The organism is Mycobacterium sp. ACS4054, assembly GCF_001667275.1.
Classification (GTDB): Bacteria; Actinomycetota; Actinomycetes; order Mycobacteriales; family Mycobacteriaceae; genus Mycobacterium.
The window spans coordinates 224,394-242,678 of sequence record NZ_LZHV01000061.1 but is presented as its reverse complement, the minus strand read 5'-3'; the positions used below and the strand labels follow the sequence as shown (position 1 = coordinate 242,678).

19 protein-coding genes and 1 riboswitch are annotated in these 18,285 nt (G+C 69.1%); of the genes, 8 read left to right on the top strand and 11 right to left on the bottom strand.

Annotated features, from left to right (window positions below; translation table 11 throughout):
- Entirely contained in the window at window positions 1-279 is a 279-nt protein-coding gene (locus A5730_RS19770) for a MoaD/ThiS family protein (protein ID WP_055400239.1), read from the top strand.
- 209 nt (window positions 280-488) lie between these two features.
- Window positions 489-702, top strand: a riboswitch (cyclic di-AMP (ydaO/yuaA leader).
- Between the two features lie 12 nt (window positions 703-714).
- Window positions 715-1,530 carry a transglycosylase family protein gene (locus A5730_RS19765; RefSeq protein ID WP_067904077.1) on the top strand — a complete coding sequence of 272 codons (816 nt, stop codon included), beginning with the start codon at window positions 715-717 and terminating at the stop codon, window positions 1,528-1,530.
- A gap of 77 nt (window positions 1,531-1,607) precedes the next feature.
- Here A5730_RS19765 and A5730_RS19760 read toward each other — a convergent pair whose 3' ends face one another.
- The 4 genes from A5730_RS19760 to A5730_RS19745 are packed head-to-tail and all read right to left on the bottom strand — an operon-like array spanning window position 1,608 to window position 3,248.
- Complete coding sequence (locus A5730_RS19760) at window positions 1,608-2,033, bottom strand: molybdenum cofactor biosynthesis protein MoaE (RefSeq protein WP_067904073.1); 426 nt, start codon at window positions 2,031-2,033, stop codon at window positions 1,608-1,610.
- Window positions 2,030-2,512: a molybdenum cofactor biosynthesis protein B gene (locus A5730_RS19755; RefSeq protein WP_067904508.1), complete on the bottom strand. Its 483-nt coding sequence runs from the start codon at window positions 2,510-2,512 to the stop codon at window positions 2,030-2,032. The genes A5730_RS19760 and A5730_RS19755 overlap by 4 nt, the downstream gene beginning before the upstream one ends.
- Window positions 2,512-3,039, bottom strand: a complete 528-nt coding sequence (moaC, locus tag A5730_RS19750; RefSeq protein ID WP_067904070.1) for a cyclic pyranopterin monophosphate synthase MoaC — start codon at window positions 3,037-3,039, stop codon at window positions 2,512-2,514. The genes A5730_RS19755 and moaC overlap by 1 nt, the downstream gene beginning before the upstream one ends.
- An 8-nt stretch (window positions 3,040-3,047) precedes the next feature.
- On the bottom strand, window positions 3,048-3,248 hold the full coding sequence (locus A5730_RS19745; RefSeq protein WP_139273158.1) for a hypothetical protein: 201 nt from the start codon (window positions 3,246-3,248) through the stop codon (window positions 3,048-3,050).
- A gap of 118 nt (window positions 3,249-3,366) precedes the next feature.
- Between A5730_RS19745 and A5730_RS19740 the strand changes: the two genes are divergently transcribed.
- Window positions 3,367-5,625 (top strand): helicase-associated domain-containing protein, encoded by a 2,259-nt coding sequence (locus tag A5730_RS19740; protein ID WP_067904067.1) that lies wholly within the window; start codon window positions 3,367-3,369, stop codon window positions 5,623-5,625.
- Between the two features lie 44 nt (window positions 5,626-5,669).
- On the top strand, window positions 5,670-7,319 hold the full coding sequence (locus A5730_RS19735) for a DNA repair helicase XPB (RefSeq protein WP_067904064.1): 1,650 nt from the start codon (window positions 5,670-5,672) through the stop codon (window positions 7,317-7,319).
- A 22-nt stretch (window positions 7,320-7,341) separates the two neighbouring features.
- Here the strand turns inward: A5730_RS19735 and A5730_RS19730 are convergent, their stop codons facing one another.
- Together A5730_RS19730 and A5730_RS19725 are read right to left on the bottom strand one after the other, a co-directional pair.
- Entirely contained in the window at window positions 7,342-8,487 is a 1,146-nt protein-coding gene (locus tag A5730_RS19730; protein WP_067904062.1) for a thiolase family protein, read from the bottom strand.
- Window positions 8,488-8,497: 10 nt separating this feature from the next.
- Window positions 8,498-8,914, bottom strand: coding sequence for a Zn-ribbon domain-containing OB-fold protein (locus A5730_RS19725; protein ID WP_067904505.1), 417 nt, complete (start codon window positions 8,912-8,914; stop codon window positions 8,498-8,500).
- Between the two features lie 132 nt (window positions 8,915-9,046).
- Between A5730_RS19725 and A5730_RS19720 the strand changes: the two genes are divergently transcribed.
- On the top strand, window positions 9,047-9,340 hold the full coding sequence (locus A5730_RS19720) for a putative quinol monooxygenase (protein ID WP_067904502.1): 294 nt from the start codon (window positions 9,047-9,049) through the stop codon (window positions 9,338-9,340).
- On the opposite strand, the gene A5730_RS19715 is transcribed toward A5730_RS19720, so the two are convergent.
- On the bottom strand, window positions 9,337-10,326 hold the full coding sequence (locus A5730_RS19715) for an LLM class F420-dependent oxidoreductase (RefSeq protein ID WP_067904058.1): 990 nt from the start codon (window positions 10,324-10,326) through the stop codon (window positions 9,337-9,339). The genes A5730_RS19720 and A5730_RS19715 overlap by 4 nt on opposite strands.
- Window positions 10,327-10,403: 77 nt before the next feature.
- On the opposite strand from A5730_RS19715, the gene A5730_RS19710 reads away from it, so the two are divergent.
- Together A5730_RS19710 and A5730_RS19705 are read left to right on the top strand one after the other, a co-directional pair.
- The gene (locus tag A5730_RS19710) at window positions 10,404-11,633 is read left to right on the top strand and encodes an FAD-dependent monooxygenase (protein ID WP_067904055.1); all 1,230 of its coding nucleotides are present in this window, start codon (window positions 10,404-10,406) and stop codon (window positions 11,631-11,633) included.
- Entirely contained in the window at window positions 11,624-12,487 is an 864-nt protein-coding gene (locus tag A5730_RS19705; protein ID WP_067904052.1) for an LLM class F420-dependent oxidoreductase, read from the top strand. The genes A5730_RS19710 and A5730_RS19705 overlap by 10 nt, the downstream gene beginning before the upstream one ends.
- A 133-nt stretch (window positions 12,488-12,620) precedes the next feature.
- Here A5730_RS19705 and A5730_RS19700 read toward each other — a convergent pair whose 3' ends face one another.
- Window positions 12,621-14,765, bottom strand: coding sequence for a 3-hydroxyacyl-CoA dehydrogenase NAD-binding domain-containing protein (locus A5730_RS19700; RefSeq protein WP_067904050.1), 2,145 nt, complete (start codon window positions 14,763-14,765; stop codon window positions 12,621-12,623).
- A gap of 4 nt (window positions 14,766-14,769) precedes the next feature.
- On the bottom strand, window positions 14,770-15,981 hold the full coding sequence (locus A5730_RS19695; protein WP_067904047.1) for an acetyl-CoA C-acetyltransferase: 1,212 nt from the start codon (window positions 15,979-15,981) through the stop codon (window positions 14,770-14,772).
- Window positions 15,982-16,158: 177 nt separating this feature from the next.
- On the opposite strand from A5730_RS19695, the gene A5730_RS19690 reads away from it, so the two are divergent.
- The gene (locus tag A5730_RS19690; RefSeq protein ID WP_067904043.1) at window positions 16,159-17,337 is read left to right on the top strand and encodes a pyridoxal phosphate-dependent aminotransferase; all 1,179 of its coding nucleotides are present in this window, start codon (window positions 16,159-16,161) and stop codon (window positions 17,335-17,337) included.
- Between the two features lie 7 nt (window positions 17,338-17,344).
- Here A5730_RS19690 and A5730_RS19685 read toward each other — a convergent pair whose 3' ends face one another.
- Window positions 17,345-17,794 carry an SRPBCC family protein gene (locus A5730_RS19685; protein WP_082459728.1) on the bottom strand — a complete coding sequence of 150 codons (450 nt, stop codon included), beginning with the start codon at window positions 17,792-17,794 and terminating at the stop codon, window positions 17,345-17,347.
- A 38-nt stretch (window positions 17,795-17,832) separates the two neighbouring features.
- Complete coding sequence (locus tag A5730_RS19680) at window positions 17,833-18,285, bottom strand: SRPBCC family protein (RefSeq protein ID WP_082459729.1); 453 nt, start codon at window positions 18,283-18,285, stop codon at window positions 17,833-17,835.

Below are 18,285 nucleotides of genomic sequence, written 5' to 3'. Positions count from 1 at the left end.
ATGGGTGAGGCCGCCGTCGAGCAAGACGGCATTGCGGTGACGGTTCGCTACTTCGCGGCCGCGCGGGCGGCGGCGGGGGCCGAGGCGGAGACGGTGGTGGTGCGTCCCGGCACCACCGTGGGCGGTCTGGTCGAGCGCCTGGCCGTGCGGGGCTCTCGGCTCGCGACGGTGTTGAGCCGGTGTTCCTACCTTTGCGACGGGGTCGCCGTACGCGACGAGACGGCACCGTTACGCAGCGGCAACACGATCGACGTTCTACCCCCCTTCGCTGGGGGCTGAAACTGTGAAATATCTCACGTAACGGAACGATAACGACGCAATCACGCTCCGATATCGAGTGCTATGACCTGCGTGAATGGCGTGTGTTCCTTGGCTTTTCGCAGGTGGCCGAGAGGGAAACGCCGGGTTTCGCAGAACGTGACGGGACCAACAGAAACCGCTACGTTTCTCCGAAGGCTCGCCAAGACAACCGAATTGGCGAACCTCCCCTCCCTATCGCGCCGAGCTCCATCCAATAGGCGGGGGCCCACCGAACCTACGTGGATGGAGACGGGGGACCCACCGGTCCACCGTGATCGGACTGGGGCCGCGTGCGGCCCCTTGGGGTGAAGCCGACATCGTTTCGCAGAAGCGATGACGGCCGGGTGGCCTCTCCAACCCGAACCCGACAGCTGACCTCGCAGGCGCGTGACGAGAGAGGATTTTTCACGGCCTATGAGTGGACGTCACCGTAAGCCCAGCACGTCGAACATCAGCGTCGCCAAGATCGCCGTCACCGGCGCGGTCCTCGGTGGCGGCAGCATCGCCCTGGCCGGCCAGGCGGCCGCGGCCACCGATGGCGAGTGGGACCAGGTAGCCCGTTGTGAGTCGGGCGGCAACTGGGCGATCAACACCGGCAACGGCTACCACGGTGGCGTGCAGTTCAGCGCGAGCACCTGGGCCTCCCACGGCGGCGGCCAGTACGCCCCGTCGGCCGAGTTGGCCACCAAGGAACAGCAGATCGCCGTCGCCGAGCGCGTGCTGGCCACCCAGGGCCGCGGCGCGTGGCCGGTGTGCGGTGGCCCGCTGTCGGGCGCGACGCCGCGTGAGGTCCCCGCACCCACGGGCCTGGACGCGCCGCTGGATGCGCCCGGCCTGAACGGTCAGCCGGCTCCCCCGCCGGCGCCCGCGCCGGTGCAGTTGACGTCCTTCGGCCAGGCCGCGCCCCCGGCGGACCTGCCGCCCGCGCCTCCGGCCGACGCCGTGCCCCCCGCGCCGCCCGCCGACGTGCCGCCGGCCCCTCCGGCCGACGCCATGCCGCCCGCGCCGCCCGCCGACGTGCCGCCGGCCCCTCCGGCCGACCTGCCCCCGGCGCCCCCGGCCGACGCGCCCGTCGTCGACACCGGCTTCCACGGTTTCGTGCCGGCCAACATGCCGCAGGAGGTTTCCTCGGTGGGCTACACGAAGCAGCTGTGGGACGCCATTCGGTCGCAGGACATCCAGGGCAACGACGCGCTCGACGCGATCGCCCAGCCGGCTCCCACCACCTAGGGGCCACCCGCCAGACTGCCCGGCACGCCCCGAACGTTTCCGCTTCGGGGCGTGCCGGCATTCCAAGCGTCACGGGGTTAGGCGGAACCCACCCATTCTTCGGTTCCGTCGTCGAAGAACTGGTGCTTCCACACCGGCAACCGCGCCTTGATGGTGTCCACCAGAAGCGCGCAGGTGGTGAACGCCGCCTGACGATGGTCGGCCGCGACCGCGGCCACCAGCGCCGCCTCCCCGATGTGCAGGGCACCGATGCGGTGGCTGGCCGCGATCGCGCGCACCCCGCCGGACTGTTCGGCGACCTCGGCGACGACCTCCGCGATGACCTCCGTGGCCGACGGGTGCGCGGAATACTCCAGCCGCACCACCCGGCGGCCGCCGTCGTGGTCGCGAATCATGCCGACGAAGCCGACAACGGCGCCGGCCGACTGATGGCCCACCAGTTCCTCGTGCTCGGCGAGGGAAATCGGCTGTTCGGTCATGGCGGCGCGCAGGACGCGCGTCATCGCTGGTGGTCTCCGCCGGCGATTTGGTCGAGCGCGTGGTCGAGCACGTCGGCGAGCACCCCGAGCCCGTCGCGCACGCCGCCGGGCGACCCCGGCAGGTTGACGATCAGCGTGCGGCCCGCCACCCCGCACACACCGCGGGACAGCACCGACGTGGGCACCTTGGGCAGCCCCGACCGCCGGATCGCGTCCGCCAGCCCCGGGATCATGTAGTCCAGCACCGCGACCGTCTGGTCGGGCGTGCTGTCGCTGGGCGAGATGCCGGTGCCCCCGGAGGTGATGACGACGTCGACCTCGTCGTCGATGGCCTTGCGCAGTGCCTCGCCGACCGGCTTGCCGTCGGCGACCACCTCCGGGTCGGGCAACGAAAACTCCCGCTCACCAAGCCATTCGGAGATGATCGGCCCGCACTTGTCGTCGTATACGCCGGTGGAGGCGCGGGTGGAGGCGATGATGACGCGCGCGGTACGGGCGCTCATCAGCGCACCCACGTCCCGGTCTTGCCGCCTTCCTTGCGCAACACCCGAATGTCGTCGAGGCGCGCGGCGGGGTCGACCGCCTTGATCATGTCGTAGAGCGTCAGACCGGCCACGCTGACCGCGGTCAGCGCCTCCATCTCCACGCCCGTGCGGTCGGTGCTGCGTACCGTCGCGATGATCTCGATCACGGACTCCCCCACGGTGAAATCGACGTCGACTCCGGTGAGCGCCAGCTGGTGGCACAGCGGAATCAGGTCACTGGTGCGCTTCGCCGCCAGAATGCCCGCCACCCGGGCGGTGGCCAACGCGTCGCCCTTGGGCAGGCCGCCGGCCGAGATCAGCTCGACCACGCGCGGCGAAGTATGCAGGGCTCCCGCGGCGACCGCGGTCCGCTTGGTGGCTCCCTTACCGGTGACGTCGACCATGTGCGCGGCCCCCCGCTCGTCCAGGTGCGACAGCGCACCCGCCGGGGATTCTCCCGACGCCCAGGTCGCCGCGGGCTTGGCGGCCTCAGAGGCCCTAGCCATCCTGGCGCCTACCGATTAACGACGGTGACCGGGTGCAGGTAGGGCAGGTCAGTGGAGGGCAGCGGGAACACCAGCTCGCCGAAGGGAGACAACGCTCCCGTCCGGTCGGTCACGAGTTCGCTCACCGCGTGGTCGTCGGGGTCCGTCGTCGGCCACCCGTTGTCGACATACCTGGTTTTGCGGGCCTTGCCCTCAGCAGTGTCAGCCACGTCGTCCATTCTGACAGGTCGCTCCTGCGCCCGTCCTGCAAGACCGTCAGTTCGACCGGCGACCTGCCGACATTCGCGGCCTACGTGGGACCCGCCGACTGTTTTACGCTGGTCAGCAATGACCGACAACACCCCGGATATCCCGCTGGGGTCGTGGCTGGCCGACTTGTCCGACGAGCGGCTGATCCGACTACTAGAGCTGCGGCCGGACCTCGCCCAGCCGCCGCCCGGCAGCATCGCCGCGCTGGCCGCGCGCGCCCAGGCCCGCCAGTCCGTCAAGGCCGCCACCGACGAACTCGACTTCCTGCGGCTGGCGGTGCTCGACGCGCTGTTGGTGCTGCAGGCGGATGCGACGCCCGTACCGACCGCGAAACTCCTGGCGCTGATCGGTGAGCGCGCCCCCGAGGCCGACGTCGTGGGGGCACTGGACGATCTGCGGGAGCGCGCCCTGGTGTGGGGCGACGCGGCTCTGCGCGTGGCGCCCGACGCCGGCACGGCGCTGCCGTGGCACCCGGGCCAGGTCACGCTCGAGGACGCCTCCCGTAGTGGCGAACAGATCGCCGCGCTCATCGACGGCCTGGACCGGGCCCAACTCGACGTGTTGGAGAAGCTGCTGGAGGGTTCCCCGATGGGCCGCACCCGCGACGCCGCTCCCGGCGCCCCCGTGGACCGGCCGGTGCCCCAGCTACTCGCGTCGGGCCTGCTGCGCCGCATCGACGCCGAGACGGTGATCCTGCCCCGCCACGTCGGGCAGGTGTTGCGCGGCGAACAGCCCGGCCCCATGCAGTTGACGGCACCCGACCCGGTGGTTTCGACCACCACCGTCGACGACGTCGACGCGGCGGCCGCCGGTGCCACCATCGACCTGCTGCGGGAACTCGACGTCCTCATCGAAACCCTGGCGGCCGCACCGGTTTCCGAACTGCGCAGCGGCGGCCTGGGGATTCGCGACGTCAAACGGCTCAGCAAGACGGCCGGCATCGACGAGTCGCGGCTGGGCCTGATCCTCGAGGTGGCGGTCGCGGCCGGGTTGATCGCCAGCGGCATGCCCGATCCCGAGCCCGCCGCCGGCGACGGGCCGTACTGGGCGCCGACGGTGGCCACCGACCGGTTCACGGCGCTGTCCACCGCGGAACGCTGGCACCTGCTGGCCACCAGCTGGCTGGACCTGCCGAGCCGGCCGGCCCTGATCGGGACCCGGAGCCCCGACGCCAAACCCTATGGCGCCCTTACGGATGCGCTGTATTCGACGGCCGCGCCGCTGGATCGCCGGCTGCTGCTGAGCATGCTGGCCCAATTGCCCCCGGGCGCGTGCGTGAACGCGGTCGAGGCGTCGGCGGCACTGATCTGGCGGCGACCCCGCTGGGCCAAGCGACTGCAACCCGGCCCGGTGGGCGACCTGCTGGCCGAGAGCCACGCGCTGGGCCTGGTCGGTCGCGGGGCGCTCAGCTCCGCCGGCCGTGCCCTGCTCGACGACGGCACCGACGCCCAGGCCGCGATCGACGCGATGGCGCGTGCCCTGCCCAAACCGATCGACTACTTCCTGGTCCAGGCCGACCTGACCGTGGTGGTGCCGGGCCCGCTGCAACGCGACCTCGCCGAGCAACTCGCCGCCGTGGCCACCGTCGAATCGGCCGGCACGGCGATGGTGTACCGCATCAGCGAGCAGTCGATCCGGCACGCGCTGGACGTGGGAAAGACCCGCGACTGGATGCACGCCCTGTTCGCTAAGCACTCCAAAACCCCTGTGCCGCAGGGTCTTAGCTACCTCATCGACGATGTCGCGCGCCGGCACGGCCAGCTGCGGATCGGCATGGCGGCATCGTTCGTGCGGTGCGAGGACCCCGCGCTCCTGGCGCAGGCCGTGGCCGCGCCCGCGACCGAAGGGGTGCAACTGCGCGCCCTGGCACCGACGGTTGCGGTGTCCCCGGCACCGATCGGCGAGGTGCTGGTCGCGTTGCGGGCGGCGGGCTTCGCCCCGGCGGCCGAGGACTCCACGGGCGCCATCGTCGACGTCCGGCCACGCGGGGCCCGGGTGCCCACGCCGCAGCAGCGCCGGCCGTATCGCCCGATGCCGCGCCCCAACAACGAAAGCCTGAACGCGGTGGTGGCGGTGCTGAGGAAGGTGACCGCCGCACCGTTCGGCAACGTTCGCGTCGATCCGGCGATCACCATGTCGCTGTTGCAGCGCGCCGCCAAGGAACAAGAAACGTTGGTGATCGGTTATTTGGATGCCGCCGGTGTCGCCACCCAGCGGGTGGTGTCGCCGATCAGCGTTCGGGGCGGTCAGCTGACCGCCTTCGACTCGGCGTCCGGGCGGCTGCGCGACTTCGCCATCCACCGCATCACGTCGGTGGTGTCGGCCAACGGCCGATAATGGGTTTCGATGACTCGCGAGAGGGATGAGGAGGAACGGCGCCATTGACTGACGGCCCGTTGATTGTGCAGTCCGACAAGACGGTGCTGCTCGAGGTCGACCACGAGCAGGCCGGAGCGGCGCGCGCCGCCATCGCGCCGTTCGCCGAGCTGGAACGCGCGCCCGAGCACGTGCACACCTACCGCATCACACCGCTGGCGCTGTGGAACGCCCGCGCGGCCGGCCATGACGCCGAACAGGTCGTCGACGCGCTGGTCAGCTTCTCCCGCTACGCGGTGCCCCAGCCGCTGCTGGTCGACATCGTCGACACGATGGCCCGCTACGGCCGCCTGCAGTTGGTCAAACATCCCGCGCACGGCCTGACGCTGGTAAGCCTGGACCGCGCGGTGCTCGAGGAAGTGCTGCGCAACAAGAAGATCGCGCCCATGCTCGGCGCCCGCATCGACGACGACACCGTCGTCGTCCACCCCAGCGAGCGCGGCCGCGTCAAGCAGATGCTGCTCAAGATAGGTTGGCCCGCAGAGGATCTCGCGGGTTACGTGGACGGCGAGGCCCACCCCATCAGCCTGGCGCAGGACGGCTGGCACCTCCGCGACTACCAGCAGATGGCCACCGATTCGTTCTGGGCCGGCGGGTCGGGGGTGGTGGTGCTTCCGTGTGGGGCCGGCAAGACGCTGGTCGGCGCCGCCGCGATGGCCAAGGCCAGCGCGACCACGCTGATCCTGGTGACCAACATCGTCGCGGCACGGCAATGGAAGCGCGAGCTGATCGCGCGCACCTCGCTCACCGAGGAGGAGATCGGCGAATACTCCGGTGAGCGCAAGGAGATTCGGCCCGTCACCATCTCGACGTATCAGATGATCACCCGGCGCACCAAGGGCGAATACCGGCATCTGGAGCTCTTCGACAGCCGCGACTGGGGGCTGATCATCTACGACGAGGTCCACCTGCTGCCGGCGCCCGTGTTCCGCATGACCGCCGACCTGCAATCCAAGCGACGCCTGGGCCTGACCGCCACGCTGGTGCGGGAAGACGGCCGCGAGGGCGACGTGTTCTCCCTGATCGGCCCCAAGCGTTACGACGCGCCGTGGAAGGACATCGAGGCCCAGGGCTGGATCGCGCCGGCGGAGTGCGTCGAAGTGCGGGTCACCATGACCGACAACGAGCGAATGCTGTACGCCACCGCGGAACCCGAAGAGCGCTACAAGGTTTGCTCCACGGCGCATTCGAAGATCGCCGTCGTCAAGTCGGTGCTGAGCCGGCATCCCGGCGAGCAGACGTTGGTGATCGGCGCCTACCTCGACCAGCTCGACGAGCTGGGTGCCGAGTTGAACGCCCCGGTGATTCAGGGGTCGACGCGAACCAGGGAACGCGAAGAGCTGTTCGACGCGTTCCGCCGCGGTGAGGTGTCGACGCTGGTGGTGTCCAAGGTCGCCAACTTCTCCATCGACCTGCCGGAAGCCTCTGTGGCGGTGCAGGTTTCGGGGACCTTCGGTTCGCGCCAAGAGGAGGCCCAGCGGCTGGGCCGGTTGCTGCGGCCCAAGTCCGACGGGGGCGGCGCGATCTTCTACTCCATCGTCGCCCGCGACAGCCTGGACGCCGAATATGCCGCGCACCGGCAGCGCTTCCTCGCCGAGCAGGGTTACGGGTACATCATCCGCGACGCCGACGACCTACTGGGCCCGGCGATCTAGGGTCACCACCTCGCGGTAGCGGCTAAAGCGACAGGATGGTCGCCGATGCGGTGCCGGGCGCGCCGTACACCTGCGCCAGGCCGACGCGCGGGTCGCCGGGCACCTGACGTTCGCCCGCCTCACCGCGCAGCTGGCGCACCAGTTCGTGCATCTGCCGCAGCCCCGACGCGCCGATCGGCTCGCCGTTGGCGATCAGCCCGCCGTCGGTGTTGACGGGCATCGAGCCGTGGATCTCGGTGGCGCCGTCGGCCAGCAGCTTCTCCTGCTCGCCGTCGGCACACAGGCCGGTCTCGGCCATGTGGATGACCTCGTTGCCGGCGTCGGTGTCCTGCAGCTGGGCTACGTCGACGTCCTCGGGCCCGATGCCGGCGGCCTCGTAGGCCGCCTTGGACGCGTACACCGTGGGTGAGACGTCCTCATCCAGCGGGGCGAAGGTGGCGTGCACCTCGTAGGCGCCGTACCGCCGCGTGCGAATCTCGCAGGCCCGCACGTACACCGGCTTGTCGGTGTACTTGTGCGCGATGTCGGCCCGGCACATGATCACCGCGGCGGCGCCCTCGTCGGGCGCGCAGAACATGTACTGCGTCAGCGGGTAGTTGAGCACGGGCGAGTTGAGGATCTCCTCTTCGGGAATCGGCTTGCGGCGGAACGCATTCGGGTTCAGCGCGCCGTTGCGGAAGTTCTTGGCCGCCACCTTCGCCAGCGTGGCCTGCGAGATGTTGTGGTCGTGCAGGTACTTGTTGGCCTTCATGCCGAAGAATTTGGTGGTGACGAACTGACCGTTCTGCGCGTACCACTGCGGCAGCGCCAGCTTCGCGGGGTCGTCGGTGAACGCGCCGCGCGGGTGCTTGTCCAAGCCGATGGCGATGCCGATGTCGTACTTGCCCAGCCGGATGGTGTCGGCAGTCTGCTGGATGGCGCTGGCGGCGGTGGCGCAGGCGTTGAACACGTTGGTGAACGTGATGCCGGTCAACCCCACCAAACGCGTCACCGCGTCAGGGTTGGACACCTCGTGGCTACCGCCGAAGCCGAATTGGATGTCCTTCCAGTCCACCCCGGCGTCGGCCAACGCGGATTGGATGGCCTCGGCGCCCATCTGCATCGCGGTCTTGTCGAACCGGCCGAACGGATGCAGGCCCACGCCGATGATGGCGACATCGTTGGTCATCTCAGTCTCCCTATGCGACCGGCCGGAAGGCGAACGTCATGATCTCGGCGCCCTCGTCATCGGTGGTCAGCGGCACCATGGTCAGCTCGACCTCCTGACCGAACTGCAGCTTGGCGGGGTCATTCTCGGTCAGCCGGCCCTCCACCCGGATCACGTCGTCGAGCTGCACGAGGCCGACGCCGAACGGGACGAAGTCCTTACCGGTGGGGCCCGCGTAGGGGGCCCCGGGCGGGAAGCCCTGGGTGGTCCACGCGACGAGGGTTCCGCGGCGCGGCAGCAGCACGTCGGTCATCTCGCCGAGGCTGCAGCGCGGGCACCACTGTTGCACCGGAAAGGTGGTGGCGCCGCAGCTGCCGCACCGGCTGCCGATCAGCTGTGGGCTCTCGTCGGGCCAGGTAGAGATCTCGGGGGCAAGGGCCTTTTGCATCGGGGGATCCTCCAGCAGCGCCAAACAGAATGTTGCTCACTGAACCGTATAACAGCTTTCCGAAAAGTGGAAACCGCATTCTCATTCTTGTGCCCGATGCTGCGCGACTGGACCCGCGGATATCTTGAGACCATGCCAGTCACGGTGATACTCGAACTGAAGTTCAAGCCCGACGCGGTGCCGCAGGCGCGCGACGTCATGGGCCGGGCGCTGCGGGACACCCGCGCCTTCGCCGGGAACGTCCGCACCGACGTGCTCGTCGACGAGGACGACGACGCCCACTGGCTGATCTACGAACTATGGGACTCGGTCGAGCACGACGAGACCTACCGCGCGTTTCGCGCCGGCGAAGGGAAACTGACCGAGCTGCCCCCACTGCTGGCCGCGCCCCCCGTCAAGAAGCGGTACGCGACGACGGACATCTAGCTCAGCGCGGGGATCACCTCGCGCTCGAACAACTCGATGCCGGACCGGTCGTACGCCGCCTCCGGGAAATAGCAGATGGCGTAGTCGCATCCGAGGTCGCGTAGCCCGGCGAGCCGCTCGATCACCCGTTCCGGGGTGCCCGTCGCCGAATCGGGTCCGCTGCCCGCGGCGAGCATCGCATCGGCGGCGGCCTCGGGCACGTAGCGCACGATGCGGTCGCGCACCCGCTGCAGCCGGTCCTTGACGTCGGCATCCGACGTCCCGACGACCGCGTTGACGTTGGCCGAGCGCACGATGGCATCGAAGTCGGTGCCCACCTGCTCGCAGTGCTGCGCCAGCACCTCCGACTTGTGGGCGAACGCCTCGGGTTCCGGCGCGAAGTTGGTGTACTGCGCGTACTTCGCCGCGATGCGCAGGGTGACCTTCTCGCCACCGCCGGCGATCCACAGCGGAATCCCGTTGTCCTGCAGGGGTTTGGGTGACACAATCGCGCCGTCGACCTGATAGTGCTTGCCGTCGAAGCTGACCCTGCCGTCGCGCCAGGCGTCGCGCATGATCTGGACGCCCTCGTCCAGCCGGCCCAGCCGCACACCAGCCGAGGGGAAGCCGTAACCGTAAGCGCGCCATTCGTGTTCGTACCAGCCACCGCCGATGCCCATCTGGATCCGCCCACCGGAGATGACGTCGGCGGTCGCCGCGACCTTGGCCAGGTACACCGGGTTGCGGTAGCTCATCGCGGTGCACATCTGGCCGAGCTTGATCCGCGACGTGACCGCCGCATACGCGGCCATCAGCGACCACGCCTCGTGGGTGGCTTCGTCCGTCGGCATCGGGACGGTGTGAAAGTGGTCGTACACCCACAGCGAGTCCCAAGCGCTGTTGTCGGCGTAGGTGGCAAGGTCGCGCATCACCGCCCAGTGCCTCTCCGGTTCGATGTCGACCAGATCCATTCGCCAGCCTTGCGGGATGAAGAGACCGAAGCGCATAGCAACGGACTCTAGCCCGATCGTTCGGCGGGGTCCGCCGCTAGGCTGGTCCATCGTCAGGCAAGCGGGAGGTCGTCGTGCGGGTCCTCGTCTCGGGCGCCAGCATCGCCGGCCCCGTGCTGGCGTACTGGCTGACCCGCCGCGGCTTCGACGTCACCGTCGTCGAGCGGGCGCCCGCGCTGCGCAAGACCGGCGGCCACGCCGTCGACCTGTTCCGGCCCGCGATGGAGATCTCGGCGAACATGGGCGTCCTGCCCCAGATCGAGGCGCTCGCCACCGGAACGAACCGCATGACCATGCACCGCGAGGGCCGGGCGCGGCCCTTCGAGATCGACCTCACGAAGATCTACGCCGCCACGTCGGACCGGCACGTGGAGATCATGCGTGACGACCTCAGCGAGATCTACTACGCCGCCGGCCGCGACGACGTCGAGTACCTGTTCGGCGACTCGATCACCGCGATCGACCATGAGGGCGACGTGACGTTCGAGCGGGCCCCGGCCCGCCGGTTCGACGTCATCGTGGGCGCGGACGGCCTGCACTCCAACGTCCGGCAGCTGACGTTCGGCGACGAAGCCGGCCTCACCCGGTTCCTCGGCGGTTACCTGGCGGTGGTATCGGCGCCGAAGGCATTGGCCAGCGCCGGCGAGATGACCTGCCACGTCGGCGTGGGCCGCCTCGCCGGCATCTACACCGCCGAGCACTTGGCCGACGCGCGGGCGGTCTTCCTGTTCCGCAGCGAGCGAGAGCTCGACTACGATCATCGGGATGTGTTGCGGCAGAAGGAATTCGTGCGTGAAGCCTTCGCGCGCATGCACGAGCAGGTGGACGGCTGGCTGGGCGAAATCGACCGCACGCCCGCGTTCTACTTCGACGCGATCAGCCAGCTGCGGCTCGACAGGTGGTCGCGGCGGCGGGTCACCCTCGTCGGCGACGCGGGGTACTGCCCCGGCCCCGCGGTGGGCGGCAGCACCAGCCTCGCGGTGCTCGGCGCCTACGTGCTGGCCGGGGAGCTGGCCCGGGCGGAAGGCGACCACCTGCGCGCGTTCGCGGCCTACGAACTGCAGATGCGCGAACCGGTGCACCGCAGCCGGGCCTTCGCGCGCGGCGCCGCCAAGGGCATCATTCCCGGCTCGCGACTGGGGGTGTGGGCCTTGACCCGCGGCGCCCAACTGGTGTCGCTGCTGCCCGGGACCCTCTCCCGCTCGCTGGCGAAGCTGAACACCAGCGGCGTCCGGATGCACGATTCGATGCCGGTACCCGACTACGGCGAAGACGACGAGAGGAGAGATGCCCCATGGAACTGACCGGTGTCGGAATCTGGAGCAGCCAACTGCGTTACGGTGACCCGTCCGAATCCGCCGAGGCCGCAGCGGAATTGGACGAGTTGGGCTTCCCTGCGCTGTGGATCCCCGACGTGGGCGGCCCGGTGTTCGACGCGGTCGGCAACCTGCTCGCCGCGACCAAGCGGACCGTGATCGCCACCGGGATCCTCAACCTGTGGATGCATTCGGCCGGCGACGTCGCCGATTCGTACGCGGCGCTCACCGACGAGCACGGGGACCGCTTCCTGCTCGGCATCGGGGTCAGCCACGCACCGCTGATCGACGCCGGCCAACCCGGGCGCTACCGCAAGCCGCTGGCGGCGACGGCGTCGTTCCTGGACGGGCTGGACGCCGCGTCGCGGCCAGTCCCCACCGGGCGACGGGTCCTCGCCGCGCTCGGGCCGAAGATGCTGACCCTGTCCGCCACCCGCGCCGCCGGGGCGCACCCCTACCTGGTCACCCCGGAGCACACCGCCTCCGCGCGTTCGACGTTGGGTGAGGGCCCGCTGCTGCTGCCCGAGCAGACGGTGATCCTCACCGACAGCGCCGACGAGGCGCGCCGCCTCGGAACGGATTGGCTGCGTTCGTATTTGGCGCTGCCCAACTACGCCAACAACCTGCTGCGTAGCGGCTTCTCCGAAGAGGAGGTGGCACGGGTGAGCGACCGGCTTTTCGACGCGATCATCGCGTGGGGGGACGAGGAGGCGATCATGCGCAGGGTCGCCGACCACCGCGCGGCCGGCGCCGACCACGTCTGCGTGCAAGTGCTGCTGGCGGATCCGAAGGCCTTCCCGCGCGAGGAATGGCGCCGGCTCGCCGCCGCCCTCAAGGGGTAACCCCTCTCGCGCCGCGACACATGACCTGTTGCGGCGACACGCCGGTCGTCGCCGCAGAGGTTCATGTCTCGATGCGCCGGCACGCAAAAGCCCCCGAAGCTCAACGGCTTCGGGGGCTCTTGCGAGAAGCACACTACGTCAGCGAAGCCGGCGGGTTGAAGCGGTCGCCGTACTTGGCGGCCAGCTCGCGGGCGCGGGCCACGAAGGCCTCCTTGCCCGTCCCGCCGGCGCCTTGGTAGCCGACGATGAACTGCGCGCTACCACCGGTCCACGGCGGGAACCCGATGCCCATGATCGAGCCGATGTTGGCGTCGGCGGTCGACGTCAAAACGCCCTCGTCGAGGCACTTTTGGGTTTCCAGCGCCTCGGCGAACAGCATGCGATCGATCATGTCCTGCAACGGAATCTCCGCGCTGCCCGACTTGAACGTCTCGCGCAGGCCCGGCCAGAGGCCGGTGCGCTTGCCGTCTACGTACTCGTAGAAGCCGGCCCCCTTCAACCGCGACGGGCGACCGATCTCGATCATCTTCTCCACGACGGCCTCGGCCGGGTGCGGCTCGTAGGTGCCGCCGGCGTCCTCCACACCCTTGCGGGTGGCGGTGGCGATCTTGTGCATCAGCTCCAGGTTGAGCTCGTCGGACAGCTGCAGCGGCGGCGCCGGGTAGCCGGCCTGCGAGCCGGCGTGCTCGATGCTGGCCGGCTCGACGCCCTCGCCGAGCATTGCGAGCGCCTCGTTGACGAAGGTGCCGATGACGCGGCTGGTGAAGAAGCCGCGGCTGTCGTTGACCACGATCGGGGTCTTGCCGATGGCCAGCGTGTAGTCGAACACGCGGGCCAGCGCCTCGTCGGAAGTCTTCTCGCCCTTGATGATTTCGACCAGCGGCATCTTGTCGACCGGCGAGAAGAAGTGGATCCCGATGAAGTCCTCCTGCCGCTTGACGCCGGTCGCCAGGCCGGTGATCGGCAGCGTGGAGGTGTTGGACCCGAGCAGCGCGTTGGGTTCGACGATGTCCTCGATCTCACCGAACACCTTGTGCTTGAGTTCCTGGTTCTCGAACACCGCCTCGATCACGAAGTCGACACCCTTGAAGTCGGCGGGGTCGGCCGACGGCGTGATGCGGTCCAGCAGCGCCTTGCTCTTCTCCTCGGTGGTCTTGCCGCGCTGAAGCGCTTTGGCCTCAAGCTTTTCCGAGTAGCCCTTGCCCTTCTGCGCGGCCTCGAGGCTGACGTCCTTGAGCACCACGTCGTAACCGGCCTTGGCCGAGACATAGGCGATCCCGGCGCCCATCATGCCCGCGCCGAGCACACCGATCTTGTTGATCTTGACCGGCGCGATGCCGTCCGGCCGCGAACCGCCGCCGTTGATGTGCTGCAGGTCGAAGAAGAACGCCTGGATCATGTTCTTGGCGACCTGGCCGGTGACCAGTTCGGTGAAGTAGCGGCTCTCGATGCGGGTGGCGGTGTCGAAGTCCACCTGCGTGCCCTCGACGGCCGCGGCCAGGATGGCCCGCGGCGCCGGCATCGGCGCGCCCTTGAGCTGCTTGCGCAGCAGCGACGGGAACGACGGCAGAATGGCCGCCAGCGCAGGTGACGACGGCGTGCCGCCGGGAATCTTGTAGCCCTTGACGTCCCACGGCTGGGTGTGCGACTCGGGGTTGGCCTTGATCCACGCCTTTGCCGCGGGCACCAATTCGTCGACGCTGCCAACGATCTCGTCGACCAGGCCGTTGTCCTTGGCCGCGGCCGGCTTGAACCGGGTGCCCTGGCTCAGCACGTTGAGGAAGCCGTTCTGGATGCCGAGCATCCGCGTCACCCGGGTGACGCCGCCGCCACCGGGCAGCAGGCCCAACGTGACCTCGGGCAGACCCAGCTGGACGCCCTTGACGTCGGCGACGATGCGGTGGTGGCAGGCGAGCGCGATCTCCAGACCGCCGCCGAGCGCCGCGCCGTTGATGGCGGCCACCACCGGCTTGCCCAGGGTCTCCAGGGTGCGCAGGTCGCGCTTGATGTCCTCGACCTCGGCGAAGACCTCACCGGCGTTCTCGGGCCCGGCGGTGATCATGCTCTTGAGGTCACCACCGGCGAAGAACGTCTTCTTGGCGCTCGTGATCACCACACCGGTGACCGAATCCTTCTCCGCGACAAGACGTTCGACGGCCTTGTGCATCGATTCCTTGTAGTGCTCGTTCATCACGTTGGCCGACCCGGTCGGGTCGTCCAAGGTCAGCGTGACGATGCCGTCGGCATCCTTGTCCCACTGAATGGTGTTCTCTGCCATGGTCTTAAACCCTCTCGATGATGGTGGCGACACCCATGCCGCCGCCGATGCACAGTGTGATCAGCGCGCGCCGGGCGCCGCGGCGCTCGAGCTCGTCGACCATGGTGCCCAGGATCATGGCGCCGGTGGCGCCCAGCGGGTGGCCCATCGCGATGGCGCCACCGTTGACGTTGAGCTTCTCGTCGGGGATGTTCAGGTCCTTCTGGAACTTCAGCACGACCGACGCGAACGCCTCGTTCAGCTCGAACAGGTCGATGTCGTCGACCGTCAGGCCGGCCCGGTCGAGCGCCTTCTGGGTGGCCGGCGTCGGGCCGGTCAGCATGATCGTCGGGTCGGCGCCCGTGGTGGCCGTGGCGACGATGCGGGCGCGCGGGGTCAGGCCCTGCGACGTGCCCGCCCTCTCGTTACCGACGAGTACCAACGCAGAGCCGTCCACGATGCCCGAGCTGTTGCCGCCGGTGTGGACGTGGTTGATCTTCTCGACCCAGTGGTACTTCTGCAGCGCCACGTCGTCGAAGCCGGCCATCGCGGCGAGGCCCTCGAACGCGGGCTTCAGCTTGGCCAGGCCCTCCATCGTGGTCTCGGGGCGCATGTGCTCGTCGTGGTCGAGGATCAGCAGGCCGTTCTGGTCGCGGACCGGAACCACCGACTTGGCGAAGTAGCCGCCCGACCAGGCCGCCGCGGCCAGCTCCTGCGAGCGCAGCGCGTAGGCGTCGACGTCGTCGCGGGAGAAGCCCTCGATGGTCGCGATCAGGTCCGCGCCGATGCCCTGCGGGACGATGTAGGCGTCGTAGGACGTGGCCGGGTCGGCCATCATTGCGCCGCCGTCGGAGCCCATCGGGACGCGGCTCATCGACTCCACACCGCCGGCGAGCACCAGATCGTCCCAGCCGGACCGGACCTTCTGCGCGGCGGTGTTGACGGCCTCCAGCCCGGAGGCGCAGAACCGGTTGAGTTGCACGCCGCCGACGGTGTCGGGCATGCCGGCCGCGATCACGGCGGTGCGGGCGATGTCGCCGCCCTGGTCACCCACGGGTGATACGCACCCCAGGATGACGTCACTGATCAGGCTCTCGTCCAGATCGGGGTGGCGCCTGCGCAGCTCCTCGATCAGGCCGACGACCAGGTTCAGCGGCTTGACCTCGTTCAACGAGCCGTTCTTCTGCTTGCCGCGGGGGGTGCGGATCGCCTCGTAGATGAAGGCTTCTTCGGACATGTCGAGTTCCTCTTCGCGAATGGGGTTTCGGATCCGGATTACACCCTAAACCAACCTGTTGGTTGGGAGTAATGGCCCTGGTCAGAACGCCGAACGTGCGGCCAGCCGCACGCTCGGCGCCGAACGTGCGGCCAGCCGCACGTTCCGCGGGAAGCACCGGCCCTAAGCTCGACCAGCATGACGGTGTCGCGCCTGCGCCCCTACGCGACCACGGTGTTCGCCGAGATGTCGGCGCTGGCCGCGCGGGTCGGTGCGGTCAACCTCGGTCAGGGTTTTCCCGACGAGGACGGGCCCGCGGCCATGTTGAAGGCCGCCCAGGACGCCATCGCCGAGGGCAACAACCAGTACCCGCCCGGCATCGGGGTGGCGTCGCTGCGGCACGCCATCGCCGCCCAGCGGCGGCGGCACTTCGGCATCGAATACGACCCCGACACCGAGGTGCTGGTGACGGTCGGGGCCACCGAGGCGATCGCGTCCGCCGTGCTCGGCCTGATCGAACCCGGCTCGGAGGTTCTGCTCGTCGAGCCGTTCTACGACTCCTACTCGCCGGTGCTGGCGATGGCCGGCGCGCACCGGGTGGCCGTGCCCCTGGTCCCGCACGGGCGCGGCTTCGCCCTGGACGCCGACGCCCTGCGCGCCGCGGTGACGCCGCGCACCCGCGCTTTGATCATCAACTCGCCGCACAACCCGACCGGCACCGTGCTCAGCGAGGCGGAGCTGCGGGCCATCGCGGAGGTCGCAATCGCCGCCGACCTGTTGGTGATCACCGACGAGGTCTACGAGCACCTGGTGTTCGACGCCCACCGGCATCTGCCACTGGCCGGATTCGCGGGGATGGCCGAGCGCACGGTCACCATCTCCAGCGCGGCCAAGATGTTCAACTGCACCGGCTGGAAGATCGGATGGGCTTGCGGCCCAGCGGAACTCATCGCCGGGGTGCGCGCGGCGAAGCAGTATCTGAGCTACGTCGGTGGCGCGCCGTTCCAGCCCGCGGTGGCCCTGGCGCTCGACACCGAGGACGCGTGGGTGGCCGAGCTGCGCAACTCGTTGGCGGCCCGGCGGGACCGGCTGGCCGCCGGGCTGTCCGACATCGGCTTCGAGGTGCACGACAGCGCCGGCACCTACTTCCTGTGCGCCGACCCGCGCCCCCTGGGCTACGACGACAGCAACGCCTTCTGCGCGGCCCTGCCCGAGAAGGCGGGCGTGGCCGCCATCCCGCTCTCACCGTTCTGCGACCCGGCCGCCGCGCACGCTCAGGCGCAGGCCCAAGTGTGGAATCACTTGGTGCGCTTCACCTTCTGCAAACGAGAGGACACCCTCGACGAGGCGATCCGCCGGCTGGCAGTTCTGCGGTGACGTCCGCCTAGCTCGCCGGACCGAAGCCCTCGAGCACGCGCTTGCGCAGGCCCTCCAGCGCGGCATGCAGGATCTTCTTGCGGGCCCGGTTGACCCAGAACTCGGGCAGCGGCGCCCACGGTTCGACCGTGATGGTGAATCGGACGCGGGTCTTGTCGTCGCTCACCCGGCTCAGGTTGTACTCCCCGTGCTGGCCGCGTTGCTGAGCCGTCCTGGCCGCGTCCCACACCATCCAGTCCGGGCCCCAGTGGTATTCGAGCAATTCCGTGTCGTGAATGCCCGTGACGGCGATGGTGACCTTCACATGGTGCGGGCGACCGTCGGGATATTTGTCCACGACCTCGACCCGCTTGTGCACCGACGACCATGACGGCACGGCGTCCATGTCGGCCAGCGCCTCCAGGATCACCTCCGGAGGCGCGTCGATCACGATTTCCGACGATGCTTGGACGGCCACTGCTAATAAGTTAGCAACCGCTCAGGCCGTCCCGAAGGCTATTCCGACTCCGCATCGTTGCCGCGCTTTACCAATTCGCACAATCCCTTTACCGCCGAGTCGAGGACGCTTTCGCTGGCTCGCCGGACGATGAAGGCGGGCATGGGCCGGCCCGGTTCGACCGTCACATCGAAGCGCACCCGGGTCTTGTCGAGGCCCTCGGGTTTGAGGTTGTACTCGACATGCTGGCCGTGCTGCTGGGAGGTCCCTTTGGCGTCGTAGACAACCCAATCGGGGCCCCAGTGATATTCCAGGATCTCCCTGTCGACGAGGCCCAGAATCTTGATCGTGGTCTTGACGTGGTGGGGCCGACCGTCGGGATAACGGTCGATCACTTCGATGTTCTTGTGCAACGGTGACCACGTCGACAGGACGCCGACATCTGTCAGCGCCTCCATGACCACTTCTGGCGGCGCGTCGACGACGAATTCGCGTGATGCTTTTACGGCCAC